The sequence below is a fragment of the Kribbella sp. VKM Ac-2571 genome, from assembly GCF_004362255.1.
GTDB classification, from domain to species: domain Bacteria; phylum Actinomycetota; class Actinomycetes; order Propionibacteriales; family Kribbellaceae; genus Kribbella; species Kribbella pratensis.
Genome location: NZ_SNWS01000005.1, coordinates 341,961 through 361,327, shown reverse-complemented (window position 1 = coordinate 361,327; position 19,367 = coordinate 341,961). Strand labels below are relative to the sequence as shown.

The following is a 19,367-nucleotide window of genomic DNA, read 5'->3' as shown; positions in this document are numbered from 1 at the left end:
TCGTCTCCCGTTACTCGAGGCCGGATTCGAACTGCTCCATCCCGATCAGCGGACGGATCCGGCTCTCCACCGTCCGGCTCGCGAAATTCCGCCGGATCAGGTTGTTGCCGAACACGTTGCCGATGGCACCCATCACCATCGCCTGATCGAGCGACAGGTACCGCTTCGCGATCAGCCCGGACTTCACCGCGACCGAGTCGTAGAACCCGCCACCGCCGTACGCGTGCAGGGTCTTCTCGATCTTGCTCAGGTTGTCGATCGCCTGCCGCGGCGCGTACGCCATCGCCAGGAACGCCGCGTGCGGGGTGACGACGCCGTCGCCGTACGTCGGGTTCGGGTTGGTGCCTTCGCGGCAGCCCTCGAAGCCTCCGTCGAAGTTGGTGCCCTCGAGGTCGGACGGGTAGCCGCCCGGGTCCATGCCGAGCGGCTCGACGCCGTAGACGGAGTACCCGCCCTTGGGGTTCGAGGCCGGCGAGAAGCCCCAGTAGCCGTACTTCGCATCCTCGAGGCCGTGCTCGATGTGCGCCCGCACCGTGAGCGGGTGGTTGATACCCCAGCTGCGCGGCGCCCAGGTCGCCTCGGGGACGAACAGGTCGGGCATCAGCGACTCGAACATGTCACCGCCCCAGGACGGGACGATCCGCATCCCGCGATACGAGTACGTGCCTTCAAAGACGTCGAGGCCGAGGTACGTCCGGTGCACGCCCTTCGGCTTCTGCTCCACCCACGACCAGTCGCAGCTGTCCGGGAAGGTGCGGTACGTCGCGAAGTACTGCGTGTGCGGGACCTGGTTGAGCGCGAATCCGACGTACCCGGCGATCCTGGCCTCGGTGTTGCAGGTGTCGTAGTGGAACTTGCGGTAGTACACGTCCGGGCCGACGCCGGCGTGGTTGCCCTTGTCCGTTTCCTCGTCCGGCGGCGGGGTCTCGAAGAAGCCGCCGCGCATCAGTCCGCCCGGGCGAGCGGCGGGGTTGTAGTAGAACGCGAAGTTCATCTTGTTCAGCAGGGAGTCCGCGAGGGCGCGGGCGCCCGGCTCGGCGTTTCGGACCACCATCAACGCGCAGGTGAACCAGCCGTTGTCGACACTCGACACGAACGGTGTGATCGGCTTGGTCCCGTCAGGGTCGACGTACCGGACCTCGCCGGTGGCTTCGTCGTACCAGTTGAAGTACATGCCGCTCGGCTCGTGATGTACGACGTTCTTCATCGTCGTCAGCGTCTGCGTGATGCGGCGCAGCGACTCCTGCGGCGAGATGATGCCGAGGTGCTTGGCGACGACCGTGCTCCACAGGTAGCCGCCGATGTTGGTGGGGGAGGTGTAGCTGCTGCGCACCGGGTTGGTCACCGATTCGCCGATGTTGTCGGCGGGCAGTCCGGTGCGCTCGTCGGTCATCGCGACGATGCTGCGCCAGGTGTCACGAGCCCACCGGCCTACGGTGGCTTTGTCCTCGCGGCTCGGCGTCCAGTTGCCCTTCAAGAGTTCCGCCGGCGACGGCGTTCCTCCGAAGGCGGGGGTTGCGGTTCCGATCAGGGTTGCCGCGGTGCCCGCGGCCAATACTGTGCGGCGACTGATGATGGCGGTCATCTGAGGTCTCCTATTTGAGTCCGGTAATCGCTATGCCTCGCGTGACGTGGCGCTGGAAGGCCAGGAACATCACCAGCACCGGTAGGACGACCACGACCGCGCCGGCCATCAACAGGCCGTAGTTCTGCGCGTTCTGTCCGGTCGAGTACAGCGCCAGGGCGACGGGAAGCGTGTACTTGTCCTCGGTCTGGGCGATCACCAGCGGCCAGAGGAAGTTGTTCCAGGATCCGAGGAAGGTGAGGATGCCGAGCGTGGCCAGCGCGGGCCGGGTCAGCGGCAGCATGATCCGGGCGAAGATGCCCAGCTCGCTGGTGCCGTCGACGCGGCCGGCGTCCATCAGGTCGTCGGGCAGCCCGAGGAAGAACTGCCGCATCAGGAACACGCCGAACGGCGAGACAAGGAACGGCAGGATCAGGCCGGGGTACGAGTTCGCGAGCCCGGCGTTGGTGACGAGGACGAACAGCGGGACGAACGTGACCATGCCGGGAATCATCAGCGTGGCCATCACCAGCACGAACAACGCGTTGCGGCCCTTGAACCGCAACTTCGCCAGCGCGTAGCCGATCATCGAGCAGAAGACCAGGTTGCCGGCCGTGACGGCCAGCGCGACCAGGGTCGAGTTGAGGAAGTAACGCGGGAAGTTCGCCTTGCTGAACAGGTCGCTGTAGTTCTGCGACGTGGGCTGGTCCGGCCACCACGTCGGCGGGACCCGGAGCAGCTCGCCCTGGGTCTTGAAGCTGCCGAGCACCATCCACAGGAACGGCGCCGCGACGGCGATCAGGCCGAGCACTCCGATCAGATAGATCCACCAGGTACGGCGCATCACTTCTCCCTCAGCAGCCGGAACTGGATGAACGTGACGACCGCGATGACGACGAACAGGATGTATGCCATTGACGTCGCCAGCCCGTAGTTCCCGAAGCCGAACTGGTCGTACGTCGCCATCGACACCGATATCGTGCTGTCCAGCGGACCGCCCTGCGTCATCACGAAGGGCTCTTCGAAGAACTGCAGGTACCCGATGCCGGTGGTGACGCTCGTGAACAGGACCGTGGGCCGCAGCAACGGCAGGATCAGGTACCGGAATCGTTGCCAGGAGCCCGCACCGTCGATCTGACCGGCCTCCTCGACCGATTCCGGGATGCCCTGCAGACCGGCCAGGAAGATGATCATCGCGGAGCCGAAGTTCCGCCACACCGCCATCGCGATCAGCGACGGCATCGCCCAGGTCTTGGACGCCAGCCAGTTCGGGCCGTCGATGCCGACCCAGCCGAGCGCGGTGTTCAGCAGACCGTTGTCGGGCGACAGGACGAACCGCCAGATCACCGCGATCGCGACGATCGACGTCACCACGGGAAGGTAGTAGCCGACCTTGAACAGCGCCTGGAACCGCTTGACCCCACGATCCAGCAGCACCGCCGCCCCCAGCGCCACCACCAGCGTCAACGGGACGCCGACAATCACGAAGTACGCCGTGTTGAAAGCCGCCTTGCGGAACGTCTCATCCGACAACGCCTTCACATAGTTGTCGAACCCAACCCCGTCCACCGAGAACGGCGTCCGCAAATCCCGCTGCTTGATATCAGTGAACGACATCCCAAACGAACCGAGCACCGGCCCCGCGGTAAACGCCAGAAAGAGAAGGACGAACGGGAGGACCAGGATCCACGCCGCCGCGGTCTGCCGGTCAAGCCGCCCTCTCCGGCCAGGTGATCCGTCGTCGGACGGACGGGAGGCACGGACAGCCGTCCCACCACCCGCACCAGCCTCTCGCGGCCCCCCAGCCCTCTGCCGAGCACCTCCCACACCCGCACCGCCCACGCCCGTACCGGCCACACCCGTACCGCCCACACCCGCACCGTCCCCCGGCCGACGACCTCCTCCGCTCACACCCACCTCTTCTCCCGCCGGTCCGCCGGGCTGCAGACCCGGCGGACCGGCAGTTTCCTTGGAGCTCATCAGCTACCGCCGGTGCCGATCTGGCTGGCCTTGGTTTGGATCGCCTTGGCGGTGTCGGCGGGGGACTGGCCGGACTTGGCCATCTTCTCGATCTCGGTGTCGAACGCCTTCGCGACCTGCTCCCAGTTCACGATCGCCGGCGGCGCCTTGGCGTCCTCGAGCTGCTTACCGAACACCGGCAGCAGCGGATCGGACGCGATACTCGGGTCCTCCCACGCGCTCTTCACCGCGGGCAGGTCCGACGACAGCTTGAACCACGACGCCTGCGTCTTCGGATCGGACAGGAACTTGACCAGCTTCCAGGCGCTGTCCTTGTTCTTCGACGACTTGAACACCACGAAGTCCGACCCACCGACGAACGACGTCGACGTCTTGTTCTTCGGGATCTGGAACACCCCGATGCTCGGCTTGATCGCGTCCCCGCCGGCCTTCGCCACCGACCCGGCCATCCACGGACCGGAGATGAACATCGGCACCTGCCCGTTCACGAACTGCGCCTCGGTCTGGTTCGGCGGCAGGTCGGTGCCGGCCAGCTTCTCGGTGAAGAAGCTCTGGTAGTACTTCAGCCCCTCCTGCATCTCCGGGGTGTCGAAGGTGAACTCCTTCTGGTCGTCCCCGGTGATGTTCGCGCCGGCCGACCACGCGAACGGCATCACCGTCTGCCAGGAACCGTCGCCGCCCGGCTGCAGGTTGATCCCGTACTTCGCGCCGGCCTTCTCCTTCATCGCCTTGGCCATCGCCTTCAACCCGTCCCAGTCGGTCGGCGGCGTACTGAACCCGGCCTTCGCAGCGAGATCCTTGCGGTAGAACACCAGCCGCGTCTCGACGTACCAGGGAACGCCGTACTGCGTCCCGCCGACCTTCGTGGTGTCGAGCGCGCCCTCGTAGAACCCGGAGTTGTCGAAGCCCTGCGGTGTCGGATCGAGCGCACCGAGGTCGGCGAACTCACCCATCCAGGTGGTGCCGACCATGGCCGCGTCGGGCAGCGTGTTCGCGGTGATCGCGGTCGTGAACTTGTTGTGTGCCGCATCCCAGGGGATCGGCGTGACGGTCACGTTGACGCCCGGGTTGGCCTGCTTGAACTGCTCCATCAGCTTGGGCAGGTTCTCGCCCTCCGTGCCCATCGCCCAGACGGTCAGGTTCCCGGTCGCGGGTCCCTCGCTGACACTGGTCGTCGGTTGCGACCCGCCGCTCGGCGTGTCCTCGGACCGTCCACACCCGGCCAAGGCGAGCGCTGTCGCGGTCAGTGCAGCGCTGCCGATCACCAGCCGGCGGCGGATGCTGTGGGTGAACATGTGTTGTCTCCTCACTAGTTACTGCTGTGCATCCCCCGGGTTTGTGCCGCAGCTGTCCCGCAGCACCAGTTCTGTTGCCAGTACGTCGTTGCGCGCCCGGGTCCGAGCCCCGGTCACCCGCTCGTGCAGCCGTTCCGCGGCCACCCGCCCCAACTCGGCCATCGGCTGCCGCACAGTCGTCAACCCCGGCGACACATACCGAGCCGCCATCACGTCGTCCCACCCGGTCACGACAATCTCCCCAGGCACCCCGACGCCATGCGCACCGAACAGCGCCAGCACCGCCAGCGCCAACTCGTCATTCGCACAAACAAGCCCATCAGGCCGGCCCCCCGACCCACTCGACTCCTCCCCGATGCCCGCGCTTGCCCCGCTCTCCGCGCTCGCGCCGTGCGCAGCGCGAGTGATTGCCTGGAGCATCTTCTCGGCGACCGTCCGTCCGGCCTCCTCGGTCAACGGGACCCGCACCGGCTTGGGCACCTGCAACCCGCGGAGCTCATGCGCCTTCGCAAACCCGGCGTACCGCTCGGAAACGTCGTACGAGCTGGCCGGGTCACCAACGAACAGAAGACTCTCGCGCCCGTGATCAAGCAGTCTGGTAGTGAGCTGCTCGGCACTCGCCGCGCTCTCGCTCCGCACCGAGTCGCATCCGGTGACGGGCGGATGCGCGATCAGCACAACCGGTACGCCGGCCTTCCGCAACCCCTGCACCGTCGGCAGATCGAGAGCGTTGCCGTGGACAACGATCCCGTCGACCCGCCCGGCCAGGTCCATCACCGTGCGCCGCGGATCCGGGTTGCCGTGCGTGACGGTGATGACGACGCTCTGACCGTGTTCACCGGCCCAGCGCTCGTACCCCATCAGCAGGTCGCCGTAGAACGGACCGGCGAGATCCGGCAGCACGAGCCCGTGCGCCTCGTGCCGCTGTACGGCGAGACTCCGCGCGGCCCGCAGCGGTACGTAGTTCAGCTCGCGCGCCGCCTGGTCCACCCGCTCCCGTGCCTTCGCCGACACCGGTCCGGTCCCTTGCAGGACACGCGAAACCGTCGCGATCGACAGCTTCGCGCGGGCCGCGACGTCGTAGATCGTCGCCGGCCGGCCGGTGGGTCCGGAAGGCACTGGGTTCGCTCCTGAGGCAAAGTGGAAGCGCTTACAGTTTTTACACCTTGCCTTGTATCGATCGAACGGTCAAGGGTTCGGCGCCGGTGGATCTGCGGTCTGCGAGGATGCAGGCGTGACCACACAGGAGCGCAAAGACCGGGTCTTCCTGGTCCGGCACGGCGAAACCGATTGGAGCAGGTCGGGCCGGCACACGTCCGTCACCGACCTCCCGCTGACCCCCGAGGGCGAGCGCGTCGCCGCGAGTCTGCGGGACCGATTGGCGGAGGAGTCCTTCGACCTGGTGCTGACATCACCGCGGCAGCGCGCCCGGCGTACGGCGGAACTCGCGGGCTTCCCCGACGCGGAGGTCGACGACGACCTGGTCGAGTGGAACTACGGCGACTACGAGGGCATCACCACTGCACAGATCCGCGAGACCGTCCCTGGCTGGACAGTCTGGGACGATCCGATACCCAACGGCGAAACACCCGCCGAGGTCGCCGCCCGTCTCGACCGCGTCAACGCCCGCCTGGCCGCCGTACCCGGAGACGTCCTCGTCTTCGGCCACTCCCACGCCCTCCGCGGCCTCACGGCCCGCTGGCTGGAACTCGACGTCACCGAAGGCCGCCACTTCGTCCTCAACACCGCCACCATCTCCACCCTGGGCTGGGAACGAGGCTCCCCAGCGGTGTTGCGCTGGAACAGCTGATTTCCGGAACATTTCTTGCACTAGCTGGCAGAAATGTTCCGGAAAGCGGCGACGGCGCACCTGGGTGCGCAGGGGGTGGCGTCGAGGGACGGGTTCGTACGACGAAGTACCTGAAGCACCTGTACGGCGGCATCACACGCCCGGTTCGTGACGTCGAACCACCCGTAGCGCAGCGTTGCCTCGGTCCGCAGCGTGGCGCGATTGTCCCGGTCGAGGTCACGCCACCTCTGCTGTGGCACGAGATGGAGGCGCCCGTCGAGCTCGACGTTCAGACCGAACCCGGTGTAGTGCACGTCCGTGAACTCGCCGTCGACGGATCGCTGCCGTTGTCCGCGTGGCAGACCGTGGCGACGCTCGACGTCCCGTGTGTACCGAATCTCCAGCAGCGAGTGTGATCCGGCGACGACGTCGGCGATGATCGGCCGGAGACTGCTGCGATGTCGCAGACGTGGGCGGTGCGCGAGCGAGCCCAGGATGTCCTCTGCGCCGACGCGGCCGCTCTGACACGCCTCGGCGATGACCGCGGCCGCCTCGTCGAGCGACGGCGCGATACCCACGATGTCGAGGACTGCTTCCGCGGGCGTACGTCGCGGTGGGGCGACTGCGGCGAGACGGGCGGCCCAGTGCTCGTCGCGACGGATGACGAGACCTTTGCGGGGCAGGACCTTCCGATGCTCCGGGATGGTCACGTACACGCGACGCTCCGGATCCGGCTTGATCAGACCGAGCTGCTCTGCGGCAGTGTAATGACTCCACGCCGCCTCGGGCCCGGCGTACAACAGGGCCGCCAGCAAGCGCTCGCCGTACCCGATCGGGCCTGTGTGCGTGACGTAGACGCCGGGATGCACTGCTCGCCAGCGCTTGTTGCGCAGCGGTCGTCTGATGCGCGGCTCGGACCAGCTGGCCGCGAGCAGTTGGGCTCGCGAGACGATCCCGCCCTGGGCATGGATGAGCGCATCGATCCCCTTCTCGCGCAACGGCTGCGCCCACCACCACTCCACGCGCTCAAGGGTGACCGATTTTGCGCGCGGCCGTCGTACGGCCTGTGGACAACCGGGGGTGACCGCTGCTTTCCGGAACTTATTTTGCGCCGGCTGGCGAATTCTTTCCGGAAAGACGGGATAGGAGGAGCTCAAGCCGGGCGTCACCTTGGCGGGGGCGAAGGCGGCGGGCGTGGGCGAGGGTGGCTTGGCCGTGGAGGGCGCTCCAGAAGACTTCGGTGAGGGTTTCGGGGTCTTCGCCGGCGGCGAAGGGCTCGATCGCGGCCTGGAACTCGCCGAACGCGGTCTTCAGTAGCAGCGGGCTATCACTGCTAGCGAATTCCAGGTCGGTCGGGCGGACGAAGATCGCCTCGTAGACGGCCGGGTGGTTGGACGCGTACTCGAGGTAGGCCTTGGCCAGTGCGCTGAGTCCGGCCGCGGGGTCGGGTGCGCTTGTGCGGGCATAGCGCAGTACGGCGATCAGTTCTTCGATGCCCTGGATGGCGACGGCGTCGGCGATCGCGTTCATGTTCTCGAAGTGGCCGTAGAGGACCGGCTGGCTGTAGTCGATGGCCTCGGCGAGACGGCGGGTCGTGACTGCGCCCCAGCCGATGGATTCGGCGAGCTCGCGGGCGGTGCGGAGGATCAGCTCGTGACGCTCGGCACGGGCCCGTTCACGACGTGACTGAGTCGGCATGGCCCGGATCCTAGCACTGCTAGACACTCTAGCAACGCTCGATCTTCTATCAGCGCTAGACAATCTAGCAACGCTAGACAATCTAGCGGCGATAGGGTTAGCATCGCTAGGAAAGCTAGCGCTGCTAGATTCTGCCCATGATGTCGAGGAGTCCTGTGATGTTGAGGAGTACTGCGATGCGCCGCTTTACCACCGTCCTGACGGTTCTGCTGGGTGTCTTTCCGCTGACGTTCGGATCCCAGTTCGTGTTCAACGGGCTGTTCGGCGGGGACGGCGCCGCCGCGTCGTTCGGGATCGACCCGTGGCCGACCGGCACCGCCGCCGGGTACTTCGCGGTGAAGGGCGTTCGCGACATCGCCCTCGGCCTCGTCATCCTGGCCCTGTTCGCGCTCGGCCAGCGGCGCTCGACGGGGGTCGTTCTGGCGATCACCACGATCGTTCCGATCATCGACATGATCACGGTCTTCACACACCACGGCCCGGCGGCCACGGCACTCGGCATTCACGGACTCACAGCACTCGTCGTCCTCTTCGACGCAGTCCTACTGCTCCGCGAACGCCCTACCCCCGACACCGCCCGGACCGACGACACCGCCCAGACAGGCGACACGGGTGACACCGCCCGGACCGACGACACCGCCCAGACAGGCGAGACCGTTCGGACCGGTGAGGCCGTTCAGCCGGTCCACTCGTAGAGGTCGATGGTGCAGTACTCGTGGAAGCCGAGGGTCTCGTATACGGGCCGTCCTGCCGGGGAGGATTCCAGTACGGCGTACTGCGTGCCTGCTGCACGCAGTACGTCGTACGTGATTGCTGCACCGATCCCGCGTCGGCGCGCTTCCGGCACCGTCATCACGAAGTACAGCCCGGCAACGCCCGCCCCGAGGTACACCGTGGCGGTCGCGACCGGCGTACCGTCCAGCCATCCGAGGTAGTGCCGCCACGGGTCGTCGTACCCGAGCTTCTGGTACACCGACGCCACCCACTGCGCCTCGCGCTCGCCCTCGCCGAACCCCTGCCCGAGCGTCGCTTCCCACACCGCCAACGCCTCGTCGTCCTGCACCCGCGTCAACGACAGCCCCGGTACGGCGCGGGGCGCGACCAGCTCCGAGATCCGCACCGCCATCCCCGGCTCCGACCCAGCCGCGACGAACCCCGCCGCGGTCAGGGACGCGCCGTCGATCGGCATCGACGGCCCGACATGCCAGTTCCCCGGTACACCGTGTTTCTTCAACTCCGCCAGGGATTCCGCAACCACGTCCACAGAAGACGCCCGCACCACCGCGTTGTGATAGTCGATCGGCGATCCACCGATCGTCCACTCCGCAAGGTCGTCGACCCGCTGCGACCCACCGCCCGCGGCGCCCATCGCCATCAGCAACTCGGCCGCGTTGTCCTCGATCGCCCGCACCACATCAGCGTCGTCCATCCGAACCACCTGAGCCTCGTCGACCATGCGTCGCCCCAGTGTCGTCCATCCACGCCACCTGAGTCTCGTCTATTACGCGCAGCGTCGTCGACGTCAGCGTTGTCTAAGTGCTACTGAACAGAGTGCGGTGCGTCTCGATCCATTGCCGGAAGGTTCTGGCTGGCCGGCCAAGAACCTGCTGTACGTCGTTCGTCAGCGTCCGCTCGCCGCCGCTCCGGATCAGGGCCGCGCCTCGTAGGGCAACGGAGACCACCGATTCGTCCAGACCTGCCGACCGCAGTTGTTCCGCATAGACCTCCAGCGGTACGTCGACCACCCGCAACGCCAGCCCGAGTACATCCGACATCACCGCTACCTGGTCCGGAACGCTCAACAATGCAGGGCCTGTCAGCGTGTAGACGCGCTCATCGTGGGCTCCGGAGACCAGGGCCTCGGCCGCGACCGCTGCGACGTCCGCGGGGTCGACGAACGCGTGCTGACCGTCCCCGGTCTGGTTGGGAATCGGCTGGCCGGTGCGCACAGCCGGCAACCAGCGCAGCACGTTCGACGCGAAGCCGGTTGGCCGCAGGATCGTCCACGCCAGGCCGCTGTCGCGCACCGCATGCTCGCCGGCCGCATGCCAGTTCGCCGGCATCCCCTCGTCGGTGCTCCCGATCGCCGACAACTTCACGATCCGGTGCACTCCGGCGTCGATCGCGACCGCGACCAGAGCCCGGTCGTGATCCGGCACCCATGGTCCCGGCGCGCTCAGCAGGAAAACTGTGTCAACTCCATCGATTGCCTTTCGCAACGAAACCGGATCCTCGAAGTCACCCTGGACGAAGCCTGGAAGGGCTTTTCGCGTCATCCGGCGCACCGGGATGCCGCGGGCAATCAGTTGCCGGCTGAGCTCACTGCCGACGGTGCCGGTCGCACCCGTGATCAGAATCATGCCGCCACCCTGACCAACCGAACGACCAGTGGATAGGAAGTTTCGGTACTACGGAACTCCCGGATGAGCTGGTTACGCTCGAAGGCGTGCACCCTTGGATCGAGAACGTCACGCTGCAGGCGCCAACGACGCCGATCACCGTCCTCCCGCCGGACCCCGCGACCACGGTGGTCTGGCGGATGACGCGCGCCGGCGAGAGCGACGTACTGATCGCAGGACCGCGCACCAAAGCGGCGTACCACACCTCGAAGGATCTGCCGGTGTGCCTGAGACTCCGGATCCGCCCGGGCCGTGCGCTGCCGTTGCTCGGCGCGGCTGCTGACGAACTGGTCGACCGGACCGTCCCGCTGAGCGACCTCACCGGGCCGTCGGCGAATGCTCTCGCCGGGCGTCTGGCCAGTTACAAAGATGAACCCGAGCAGGCCGCCGCGGTTCTCGGCGACTTCCTGCTCGGGCGACTGCCGCGCCGCCTGCCGGATCGATTGGAGCTCGTCGGTGAGGCGGCCGCCGAGCTGGGAGCAGGGGGAGCACCACGCACAGTAGGAGAGACCGCTCAGCGCCTCGGGGTGAGCGAGCGGTATCTGCGGCGTGTGTTCCGCGAGGCAGTCGGTGTGTCGCCCAAGCACTTCGCCCGGATCACCCGCGTACGTACCGTGATCGCGCAGGCTCGCCGCTCCTGGTCCGACGCCGCGGCGTGCGCCGGCTACACCGACCAGTCACACCTGATCGCTGACTTTCGCTCCCTGATGCGGGTCACTCCCGAGGCCTACGCAACCGGCCGTGTGCCCTTGAGCACCTGTTAGCCGGGCAGCGCGTTCCACTGCTCCAACGTGGAAACGAGCAGCGTCGTGGTCGGGAGAGCCGCGAACTCGGAGCGGGTCACGAACCGCGCTTCCGACGCGTCGTCACCGGCCGTGAGCGTGCCGCCCACGGCAGTCGCCGCGTAGTCGCGAATCACGTACAGCTGTCCGCGCGGGCCTGGCCGTTCGACCTCGCCCACGAGATCGCCGACCTCGACGGTCAGCCCGGTCTCCTCCGCGACCTCTCGCGCGACCGCGGTCGGATCGTCCTCACCGGACTCGACCCGGCCGCCAGGAATCGACCAGAGTCCCCGGCCGGGATCATGCGCTCGCCGTACGACGAGCAACCGGTGCTGCTCGTCGTACACCAGGGCACCTACGCAGTCGACGCGCTCCATGCACCCCGAGGATAGGCGTTCTGTGCACAAGTGCCAGGCCCCGGAGATGAACGCGGCTAGCATCAGCGGTGACAGTTGACGTCGGCGAAGGGACGCGGCCCGCATCGTGCGCATCGACCTGCACACCCACTCGAACCGTTCGGACGGCACCGACACGGTGGACGTCCTGATGAGGCACGCGCAGCAGGCCGGGCTCGATGTGATCGCGCTCACCGACCACGACACCGCCGACGGCTGGGTGGACGGCCGGCGGGCCGCCGAGGAGCTCGGCATCGGGTTCGTCCCGGGGCTGGAGATTTCCTGCAAGCTCAACGGGATCAGCGTTCACCTGCTCGCCTACCTTGCCGACCCGACCTACGTCCCGCTCGCCAAGGACCTGCAGGTGGTTCGCGAGGGCCGCACCGACCGGATTCCGACGATCGTGGCTCGGCTGAACAGCATCGGCGTACCGCTCACCGTCGACGAAGTGCTGGCCCAGGCGACGGGTACGCCGTCGGTCGGCCGGCCGCACGTTGCCGACGCACTGGTTGCGAACGGGACGGTCGCCAACCGCAGCGAGGCGTTCGACCGGTTCCTCGCCGACGGCCGCGCCGGCCACGTGCCGCACTACGCGCTCGAGCCGGGCGCTGCGATCGAGCTGGTCCGTGCGGCCGGTGGCGTGCCGGTGATCGCGCACCCGTGGGGACGGTCGAGCTACAAGGTCATGACCGAGGAAAACCTGGCCGGCCTGGTCGCGGACCACGGTCTGGCGGGTATCGAGGTCGACCACCAGGACCACTCGCCGGCGTCGCGGGAGGCGTTGCGGGCCATCGCAAGGAACCTCGGCATCATCTACACCGGTTCCAGCGACCACCACGGCCTTGGCAAGATCGATCACGACCTGGGCGTGAACTCCACCGAGCCCGAGCAGTTCGAGCGCCTGCTGGACGTTGCCAAGACCAACGCCGCGGCCTCCGGCTCTGTTGTTCCCGAGGCCTACCTGCCGTGAACAGTGTCATCAACCTCGGCCTGTTCAGCTCGGTCTTCGTCACGCTGTTCGTGATCATGGACCCGCCGGGCACCGTGCCGTTGTTCATCTCACTCACCGCCGGCCAGTCCCGCGCGGTGCGGAAGAAGGCGGCCTGGCAGGCCGTGCTGGTCGCGTTCGGCGTCATCGTGGTGTTTGCGGCGTTCGGGCAACAGATTCTGCACCGCCTGGGGATCACGCTGCCCGCGCTGCAGTGCGCCGGCGGCCTGCTGCTCCTGCTGATCGCGCTGCAGTTGCTGACCGACACCGCCGAGGACCCGGTGCAGACCAAGAACGTGAACATCGCGTTCGTTCCGCTCGGTACGCCGTTGCTCGCCGGGCCGGGCGCGATCGTGGCCACGATGGTCTTCGTGCAGCGGGCCAACGGCTCGTTGCCGGACGTGGTCGCGATCTCGATCGGCATCATCGCGATCCATCTGGTGATGTGGCTGACGCTGCGGTTCTCCGGCGTCATCATGCGGATCCTGGGGGAGAACGGCGTACTGCTCGTCACCCGGATCGCCGGTCTGCTGCTGAGCGCCATCGCCGTACAACTGGTCGCTGACGCGGTCACCGACTTCATCAAGGCGGGGTGACGTGCTTCCCGGAATGCCGAAGCGGTTGTTCGTCGCGACGCCGACGAAGCTGCTGACGTTCGCGGACTGCAAGCGGAAATACCGGTACACGTACCTCGAGACGCCGCGGCCGCCCAAGGGTCCGCCGTGGGCGCACAACACGGTCGGCGCGATCGTCCACGAGGTGCTGGCCGACTTCTTCGGACGCTGGCCCGCGTCCCGCCGTACTCCGGACGAGGTCGTCGCGAAGATGCGGTCGAGCTGGCGCAGCGAGGGGTTCCGCGACGAGCAGCAGTCGCTGGACTGGCGGGACCGGTCGACCGAGATGGTGCTCGGGTACCTGCGGGATTCCGATCCGTACTACGAACCTCGCGGAGTGGAGCGCACCGTTGCCTTCACCACCGAGCGGGCCTCGCTGCGCGGGCGGGTGGACCGGATCGACGAGCGGCCGGCGCGGGACGGGAGCGGTGGGACCGAGCTGGCGATCGTCGACTACAAGACCGGCCGCCGGCCCCTGACCGCCGTCGACGCCCGGTCCTCGTTGGCGATGGCCCTTTATGTGCTCGGCGCGCGCCGTGTCCTGCACAAGCCGTGCACGCGTGTCGAGCTTCACCACCTGCCGACCAAAACCGTCGCGGCCGCGGACCACGACGAGGCCTCGCTCGCGCGGCACCAGAAACGCGCCGAGTCGATGGCCGACGACGCGGCCGCCGCCGAAGCGAAGTGGGCGGAGGGACTGACCCCCGCAGAGGCCGACGAGGCCTTCCCGCCGGAGCCGTCCCCACTGTGTGGCTGGTGCGACTTCGCCAAAATCTGCCCCCAAGGCCGCCGCGAAGCCCCCACCCGCGACCCCTGGGCAGGCCTCGACGAGCCATCACCGATCCCCCTCGAAGAGGCCGGCTGAGTTTCCGCGCCAGCTCGACAGGACGTATACGCCCATTGCCAGGTCAGCGGGCGGGTGCGCACGCCTGACGGGCGGGTCGATCGGCGGACACCTCCTGTAGAGCTGCCGCCGTGCCAGCGCCGTGTGCGTGGGGTGCCAGCGGGTGGGTGGAGCCTGAAGGGGAACGAAAGGGGTCCGCCTGATGGGTGCGAAGACTGTGAACAAATTGGCGGTGCCGGGGGCAACGCTGCACTACGAGGTCGCCGGCTCGGGGCCGGTGCTGTTGCTGATCGCGGGCGGCGGGACCGACGCCGGGGTGTTCTGTGGGATGGTCGGGCAGCTCGCCGCCGAGTACACCGTGGTGACCTACGATCCGCGCGGCAACTCCCGCAGCGAGTACGTCGGGGACGCGACGGACGAGACCCTCGCGCAGTCGGCCGCGGACGCGCTGGCCCTGATCGATGCGGTCGCCGGCAGCGAACCGGCGTACGTGTTCGGCACCAGCTCCGGCGCGATCACCGGGCTCGAGCTGATCACGCGCCACCCCGAGCGGGTGCGGATGCTGGTCGCGCACGAGCCGCCGTGCACCGAAGTACTGCCGGGCTCCGACGCGGACGACGCGCGGGCGTTCTTCGCCGACGTGTACGAGACGTATCGCAAGGACGGGCTGACGGCGGCCGACGTGGTGTTCATGATGGGCACCGGCATGGACGACGACGCGATGCCGCCGATGGAGGACCTGCTGCCGGAGTACCGCGAACTCGCGGAGCGGATGCAGGCGAACGCGGCCAACTTCTACGAACACAAGTTGTTGCCGTTCACCCGGTACGAGCCGGATCTGGACGCGTTGAAGCGGGCGGCCGATCGCATCGTCCCGGCGGCCGGGCTGGAGTCGTACAGGCATCTTCCGGGGCGGCCGATCGAGGTCATCGCGGACCACCTCGGCTGGCCGGTGGTCATGTTCCCGGGCGGGCACGGCGGGTACGCCAGCCACCCGGGACCGTTCGCCACCCACCTCGCTCATCTGCTCAAGAGCGAGACCCTGTAGGTTCCTGTATTTTCCGGGCACCGGCCCGGGCGTGGGTCTGAGGGGTCCCACGTCCGGGCCGGTTATTTGTGTTGACGCAAGCCCGAGGTCCGGCGTACCGTCCCTCTTCTGCCTTTGACAATCGGTGTGGTTCAGCCATGCCGTCACAGTGGTGTCCGAACCCCCGGGTCTTTCCAGATTCGGGGCGGTTCTGCGTGCCGCTGTGCTCTCGGACATCACCTGGATTTCGAGAGGAGGTTGCAGTGGGCGTGTATTGGGCGATCGCCGTACGGTCGTTCCGGCGGTTCTCGACGTACCGGGTCGCCACGGCGTCCGGCGCGTTCACCAACACGGTCTTCGGATTCATCCTCTGCGGCATCTACCTGACGCTGTGGCACGAGCGACCCGGGCTCGGTGGGTACGACGTGTCCGATGCGCTCACGTTCGTCTGGCTGCAGCAGGGACTGCTGATGCCGGTCGGGATCTGGGGCGCCACGACGACGGGGGAGCTGGGGGAGCGGGTGCGCAGCGGCGAGATCGCGGTCGACCTGTACCGGCCGACGCACCTGCTGCTGTGGTGGCTGTCCGTCGACCTCGGGCGGGCGATGTTCCAGTTGCTGGTGCGCGGCGGGGTGCCGCTGCTCGCGGGGGCGCTGGTGTTCGATCTCAAGTTCCCTTCAGCACCGCTGAGTTGGCTCGCGGTGGCGGCCGGCGTGTTCCTGGCGATCCTGATCAGCTTCGGCATCCGGTACCTGGTCGCGTTGTCCGGGTTCTGGATCACTGACACCCGCGGGACGGAACAGCTGGCGCTGGTGCTGTCGACGTTCTTCTCGGGGATGATCCTGCCGCTGGTGGTCTTCCCGGGCTGGCTCGGTGACGTCGCACGAGCGACACCGTGGGCCGCGACCATACAGGTGCCGATCGACATCTGGCTCGGCCGGAACCCCGGCGGCATCGGTTCGGCGCTGCTGTTCCAGCTCGGTTGGATCGCGGTCCTGCTGCTCGCCGCGCAGCTGGTGACATCGGTGGCGACCCGGAAGGTGGTGATCCAGGGTGGTTGAACGACTGCTCCGGGCGCCGTCGCAGTACTGGATGCTTGTCCTGATGTGGATCCGGTCGTCGATGGCCTATCCGACGTCGTTCGTGCTGATGCTGTTCGGCTCCATGGTGCTGACCGTGATGGACTTCGTCGCGATCGTGCTGATGTTCAGCCACATCTCGTCGTTCGGCGGGTTCTCGCTGGCGGAGATGGCTTTGCTGTACGCAACGGCCTCGATGACGCTCGGGATCGCGGACCTGTTCACCGGGTCGATCGAGCGGGTCGGGGAGCGGATCCGGACCGGGGCGTTCGACGCCTACCTGATCCGGCCGGTGCCGTCGTTCCTGCAGGCCGCGGCGGACGGATTCGCCCTGCGGCGGATCGGCCGGCCGATCCAGGCCGGGACCGTGCTGGCGTTCGCGCTCAGCCGGCTGCACGTCGACTGGACCGTTGCCCGCGGCATCATGCTGGTGATCTCGATGCTCGCCGGGTCGGTGATCTTCGCCGCGATCTTCGTGCTCGGCGCCGCGTTCCAGTTCGTGTCGACGGACTCCGCAGAGGTTACGAACTCGTTCACCTACGGCGGGCAGACGATGACGCAGTACCCGCTGGCGATCTTCGGCACGCAGATCGTGCGGGCCGTCACGTTCGTCGTACCGATTGCCTTCGTCAACTACTACCCGGTGCTCTACGTGCTGGGCAAGCAGCCACCGTTGGGGTTGCCGTCCTGGATCGGGCTGCTGTCGCCGCTGGTAGCGGTGCTGATGGTCGTGCTGGCATCGCTGGCGTGGCGAGGCGGTCTTCGTCGTTATCGCAGTACAGGGAGCTGAAACCATGCGTGTTATCGAGTTGGAGGACGTGTCGCGGGCCTTCACCGTCACGTCGCGATCCGGGTTCCGCCGTACCCGGCGGGAAGTGCGGGCGGTGGACGGTATGACGTTCAGCGTCGAACCGGGGGAGGTGATGGGATACATCGGGCCGAACGGGGCCGGGAAGTCCACCACGATCAAGATGCTCACCGGGATCCTGGTGCCGTCCGGCGGCTCGATCCGCGTGGCCGGGGTGGACCCGTCGCGGCATCGGCTGAGGCTCGCTCGTCGCATCGGCGTCGTCTTCGGCCAACGAACCACCTTATGGTGGGACCTGCCGTTGAAGGACTCGTTCGCGGTGCTGCAGAAGATGTACGACGTACCGCTCGCACGTCACCGGGAGAACCTCGCGACCTTCGTGGAGCTGCTCGATCTTCGCGATCTGCTCGACGTACCCGTTCGCCAGTTGTCGCTCGGGCAGCGGATGCGCGGCGACATCGCGGCGGCGCTGCTGCACGATCCCGAGATCGTCTACTTGGACGAGCCAACGATCGGGCTGGACGTGATCAGCAAGGCACGGCTCCGCGAGTTCCTGGCCCAGATCAACGCGGAACGCCGTACGACGATCATCCTCACCACCCACGACCTCGACGACATCGAGGCACTCTGCACCCGGGTGATGGTCATCGACCACGGCCACCAGATCTTCGACGGAACCCTGCACGGGTTGAAGTCCAGCCAGTCCGCGCCGCGCACACTCGTCGTGGACCTGGCCGCATCCCTGCCACCCATCGAGGTCGCCGGGGCCACCGTCGTGAAGGTCGACGGTCCCCGCCAGCACCTCACATTCCCGACCAGCACCAGCGCGGCACCTCTCCTGGCCCAGATCGCCGCCAACTACCCGCTCGTAGACCTCTCCGTCTCCGAACCCACCATCGAATCCGTCATCACCCAGCTCTACAACTCCGCATAATCCGGTTTGGCGCAGGTTTATGCAGCCCGGCTGGTCAGCGAACGAGGCCCCCTGGGCGGGTTCTTGTGTTGGGGGGCGCTCGGCGGGCCATGGGCGAGGCGCGCTCGGCGGTCGGATGGGCGAAGCTGCTCGGGCGGGTACGGCGGGGCGAGGCGCCGACGGGTTAGCGGGCGAGGCTGCTGGGGCGGGTTGACGGTGGGGCGGGGGTTCCAGCGAGTTTGCGGGCGAGGCTGCTCGGGCGGGGAGATGGGGGCGGGGCGCCGGCGGGTTAGCGGGTGAGGCCGTCGGGGCGGGTTCTTGTGGGGGTTGCCCGTTCGGTGGTTGCGGCGGCTGGCTCGTTGACGGTTGGTGCCGGGGCGAGGCGGAGTTGCTCGTGCATCACCCGGTTGAAGCCCTCCTGGCCGCGCACCATCCCGTCCAGATCGACTGCCTGCGGCAACACCGGCGCCGCGTCGAACACCCGGGTGTGCGCGGTCGCCAGGAACGTCCGCATGATCGCATCACTCCCGCGCCTGAACTCCGGCCCCTGCACCAGGAAGTACGCCGCATCCGCGAACGCCTGCCGTTGCGCAGGATCCTGTACATCCGCCGTACCCTCAGCCCGCGCCCCCTCCAACTCGGCCAGCGCCTCGAACGACGCCCGCCGCAGTACCTCCCGATCCGCGTACGCCGCGGTCTGCGTTATCACCTGGTCCGCATGCCCCGGATAGGGTTCACCCGTCGACGGATCCCGCGGCGCGGCGATGTAGTGCAACTGGTTCCCGTTCACCGTGGTCCCGTCGCGCAACGTCACGACGTTCTGCAAGTGATGATCCTGGCCCATCCGCTCCAGAGCAACCTGCTCCAGCTCGGACAGCAACTTCCACGCGGGCGACCCCGGCTCGCGACCACCCGTACCTGGCGACAACCGGTACCGCATGTACCCACCCTCGCCGATCGTCGCCCGGACATCGTCCGCATCCGCGTACGGCCGGGTCCACTGCCCCTGCACCGCAACCTGGTACCGCCACTCCGCCACATGCCGGTACGCCGCCTCGAACGCCGCAACCCGCTCCGCCTGCGAGCCCGCCCCCTCCAACCGCTCCGCCAACACCCCCAACGCAGCATTGGCCTCCGCAGCCTGCACCGCAGCAAACCCACCCAACTGATCCCAAGCAGCCGGATTGTTCTC

21 protein-coding genes are annotated in these 19,367 nt (G+C 67.6%); 10 read left to right on the top strand and 11 right to left on the bottom strand.

Annotation, left to right across the window (positions count from 1 at the left end; all coding sequences use genetic code 11):
- Positions 1–10 precede the first annotated feature (10 nt).
- The 5 genes from EV651_RS14290 to EV651_RS14270 all read right to left on the bottom strand — a co-directional run bounded on the left by EV651_RS14290 (position 11) and on the right by EV651_RS14270 (position 5,958).
- Positions 11–1,585, bottom strand: a complete 1,575-nt coding sequence (locus EV651_RS14290; protein WP_133785630.1) for a glucoamylase family protein — start codon at positions 1,583–1,585, stop codon at positions 11–13.
- A 10-nt stretch (positions 1,586–1,595) separates the two neighbouring features.
- On the bottom strand, positions 1,596–2,408 hold the full coding sequence (locus tag EV651_RS14285) for a carbohydrate ABC transporter permease (protein WP_133785629.1): 813 nt from the start codon (positions 2,406–2,408) through the stop codon (positions 1,596–1,598).
- On the bottom strand, positions 2,408–3,181 hold the full coding sequence (locus EV651_RS14280) for a carbohydrate ABC transporter permease (protein ID WP_238156880.1): 774 nt from the start codon (positions 3,179–3,181) through the stop codon (positions 2,408–2,410). Before EV651_RS14280 ends, EV651_RS14285 begins: the two co-directional genes overlap by 1 nt.
- 362 nt (positions 3,182–3,543) lie before the next feature.
- Entirely contained in the window at positions 3,544–4,839 is a 1,296-nt protein-coding gene (locus EV651_RS14275) for a sugar ABC transporter substrate-binding protein (RefSeq protein ID WP_133785628.1), read from the bottom strand.
- A gap of 18 nt (positions 4,840–4,857) precedes the next feature.
- Positions 4,858–5,958, bottom strand: a complete 1,101-nt coding sequence (locus EV651_RS14270; RefSeq protein ID WP_133785627.1) for a LacI family DNA-binding transcriptional regulator — start codon at positions 5,956–5,958, stop codon at positions 4,858–4,860.
- Between the two features lie 115 nt (positions 5,959–6,073).
- Here EV651_RS14270 and EV651_RS14265 point away from each other — a divergent pair, with 115 nt between their 5' ends.
- On the top strand, positions 6,074–6,649 hold the full coding sequence (locus EV651_RS14265; RefSeq protein WP_133785626.1) for a histidine phosphatase family protein: 576 nt from the start codon (positions 6,074–6,076) through the stop codon (positions 6,647–6,649).
- Positions 6,650–6,669: 20 nt separating this feature from the next.
- Here EV651_RS14265 and EV651_RS14260 read toward each other — a convergent pair whose 3' ends face one another.
- Positions 6,670–7,650: a type IV toxin-antitoxin system AbiEi family antitoxin domain-containing protein gene (locus EV651_RS14260; protein ID WP_133785625.1), complete on the bottom strand. Its 981-nt coding sequence runs from the start codon at positions 7,648–7,650 to the stop codon at positions 6,670–6,672.
- Positions 7,651–7,729: 79 nt separating this feature from the next.
- A complete protein-coding gene (locus tag EV651_RS14255; RefSeq protein WP_133785624.1) occupies positions 7,730–8,326 on the bottom strand; it encodes a TetR/AcrR family transcriptional regulator in 597 nt (198 codons plus the stop codon).
- Positions 8,327–8,502: 176 nt separating this feature from the next.
- Between EV651_RS14255 and EV651_RS14250 the strand changes: the two genes are divergently transcribed.
- Positions 8,503–9,021 (top strand): DUF4267 domain-containing protein, encoded by a 519-nt coding sequence (locus EV651_RS14250; RefSeq protein WP_133785623.1) that lies wholly within the window; start codon positions 8,503–8,505, stop codon positions 9,019–9,021.
- On the opposite strand, the gene EV651_RS14245 is transcribed toward EV651_RS14250, so the two are convergent.
- Together EV651_RS14245 and EV651_RS14240 are read right to left on the bottom strand one after the other, a co-directional pair.
- Complete coding sequence (locus EV651_RS14245; RefSeq protein ID WP_133785622.1) at positions 9,003–9,755, bottom strand: GNAT family N-acetyltransferase; 753 nt, start codon at positions 9,753–9,755, stop codon at positions 9,003–9,005. The two genes, EV651_RS14250 and EV651_RS14245, sit on opposite strands and share 19 nt — an antisense overlap.
- Positions 9,756–9,858: 103 nt before the next feature.
- Positions 9,859–10,686 (bottom strand): NAD(P)H-binding protein, encoded by an 828-nt coding sequence (locus EV651_RS14240; protein ID WP_133785621.1) that lies wholly within the window; start codon positions 10,684–10,686, stop codon positions 9,859–9,861.
- A gap of 86 nt (positions 10,687–10,772) precedes the next feature.
- Between EV651_RS14240 and EV651_RS14235 the strand changes: the two genes are divergently transcribed.
- On the top strand, positions 10,773–11,489 hold the full coding sequence (locus tag EV651_RS14235; protein ID WP_133785620.1) for a helix-turn-helix transcriptional regulator: 717 nt from the start codon (positions 10,773–10,775) through the stop codon (positions 11,487–11,489).
- Here EV651_RS14235 and EV651_RS14230 read toward each other — a convergent pair.
- Complete coding sequence (locus EV651_RS14230; RefSeq protein ID WP_133785619.1) at positions 11,486–11,884, bottom strand: NUDIX hydrolase; 399 nt, start codon at positions 11,882–11,884, stop codon at positions 11,486–11,488. The two genes, EV651_RS14235 and EV651_RS14230, sit on opposite strands and share 4 nt — an antisense overlap.
- A gap of 106 nt (positions 11,885–11,990) precedes the next feature.
- Between EV651_RS14230 and EV651_RS14225 the strand changes: the two genes are divergently transcribed.
- The 7 genes from EV651_RS14225 (at position 11,991) to EV651_RS14195 (ending at position 18,196) form a co-directional block, all read left to right on the top strand.
- Complete coding sequence (locus EV651_RS14225) at positions 11,991–12,872, top strand: PHP domain-containing protein (RefSeq protein ID WP_133785618.1); 882 nt, start codon at positions 11,991–11,993, stop codon at positions 12,870–12,872.
- Entirely contained in the window at positions 12,869–13,486 is a 618-nt protein-coding gene (locus tag EV651_RS14220; protein WP_133785617.1) for a MarC family protein, read from the top strand. The genes EV651_RS14225 and EV651_RS14220 overlap by 4 nt, the downstream gene beginning before the upstream one ends.
- A gap of 13 nt (positions 13,487–13,499) precedes the next feature.
- The gene (locus EV651_RS14215) at positions 13,500–14,369 is read left to right on the top strand and encodes a PD-(D/E)XK nuclease family protein (RefSeq protein ID WP_133785616.1); all 870 of its coding nucleotides are present in this window, start codon (positions 13,500–13,502) and stop codon (positions 14,367–14,369) included.
- A gap of 181 nt (positions 14,370–14,550) precedes the next feature.
- The gene (locus EV651_RS14210) at positions 14,551–15,396 is read left to right on the top strand and encodes an alpha/beta fold hydrolase (RefSeq protein ID WP_133785615.1); all 846 of its coding nucleotides are present in this window, start codon (positions 14,551–14,553) and stop codon (positions 15,394–15,396) included.
- Between the two features lie 242 nt (positions 15,397–15,638).
- Positions 15,639–16,436: an ABC-2 family transporter protein gene (locus EV651_RS14205; protein WP_202870328.1), complete on the top strand. Its 798-nt coding sequence runs from the start codon at positions 15,639–15,641 to the stop codon at positions 16,434–16,436.
- Complete coding sequence (locus EV651_RS14200) at positions 16,429–17,244, top strand: ABC transporter permease (RefSeq protein WP_238156879.1); 816 nt, start codon at positions 16,429–16,431, stop codon at positions 17,242–17,244. Before EV651_RS14205 ends, EV651_RS14200 begins: the two co-directional genes overlap by 8 nt.
- A gap of 4 nt (positions 17,245–17,248) precedes the next feature.
- Positions 17,249–18,196, top strand: coding sequence for an ATP-binding cassette domain-containing protein (locus EV651_RS14195; protein WP_133785613.1), 948 nt, complete (start codon positions 17,249–17,251; stop codon positions 18,194–18,196).
- 268 nt (positions 18,197–18,464) lie between these two features.
- Here EV651_RS14195 and EV651_RS14190 read toward each other — a convergent pair whose 3' ends face one another.
- Positions 18,465–19,322, bottom strand: a complete 858-nt coding sequence (locus tag EV651_RS14190; RefSeq protein WP_133785612.1) for a hypothetical protein — start codon at positions 19,320–19,322, stop codon at positions 18,465–18,467.
- Between the last annotated feature and the right edge of the window lie 45 nt (positions 19,323–19,367).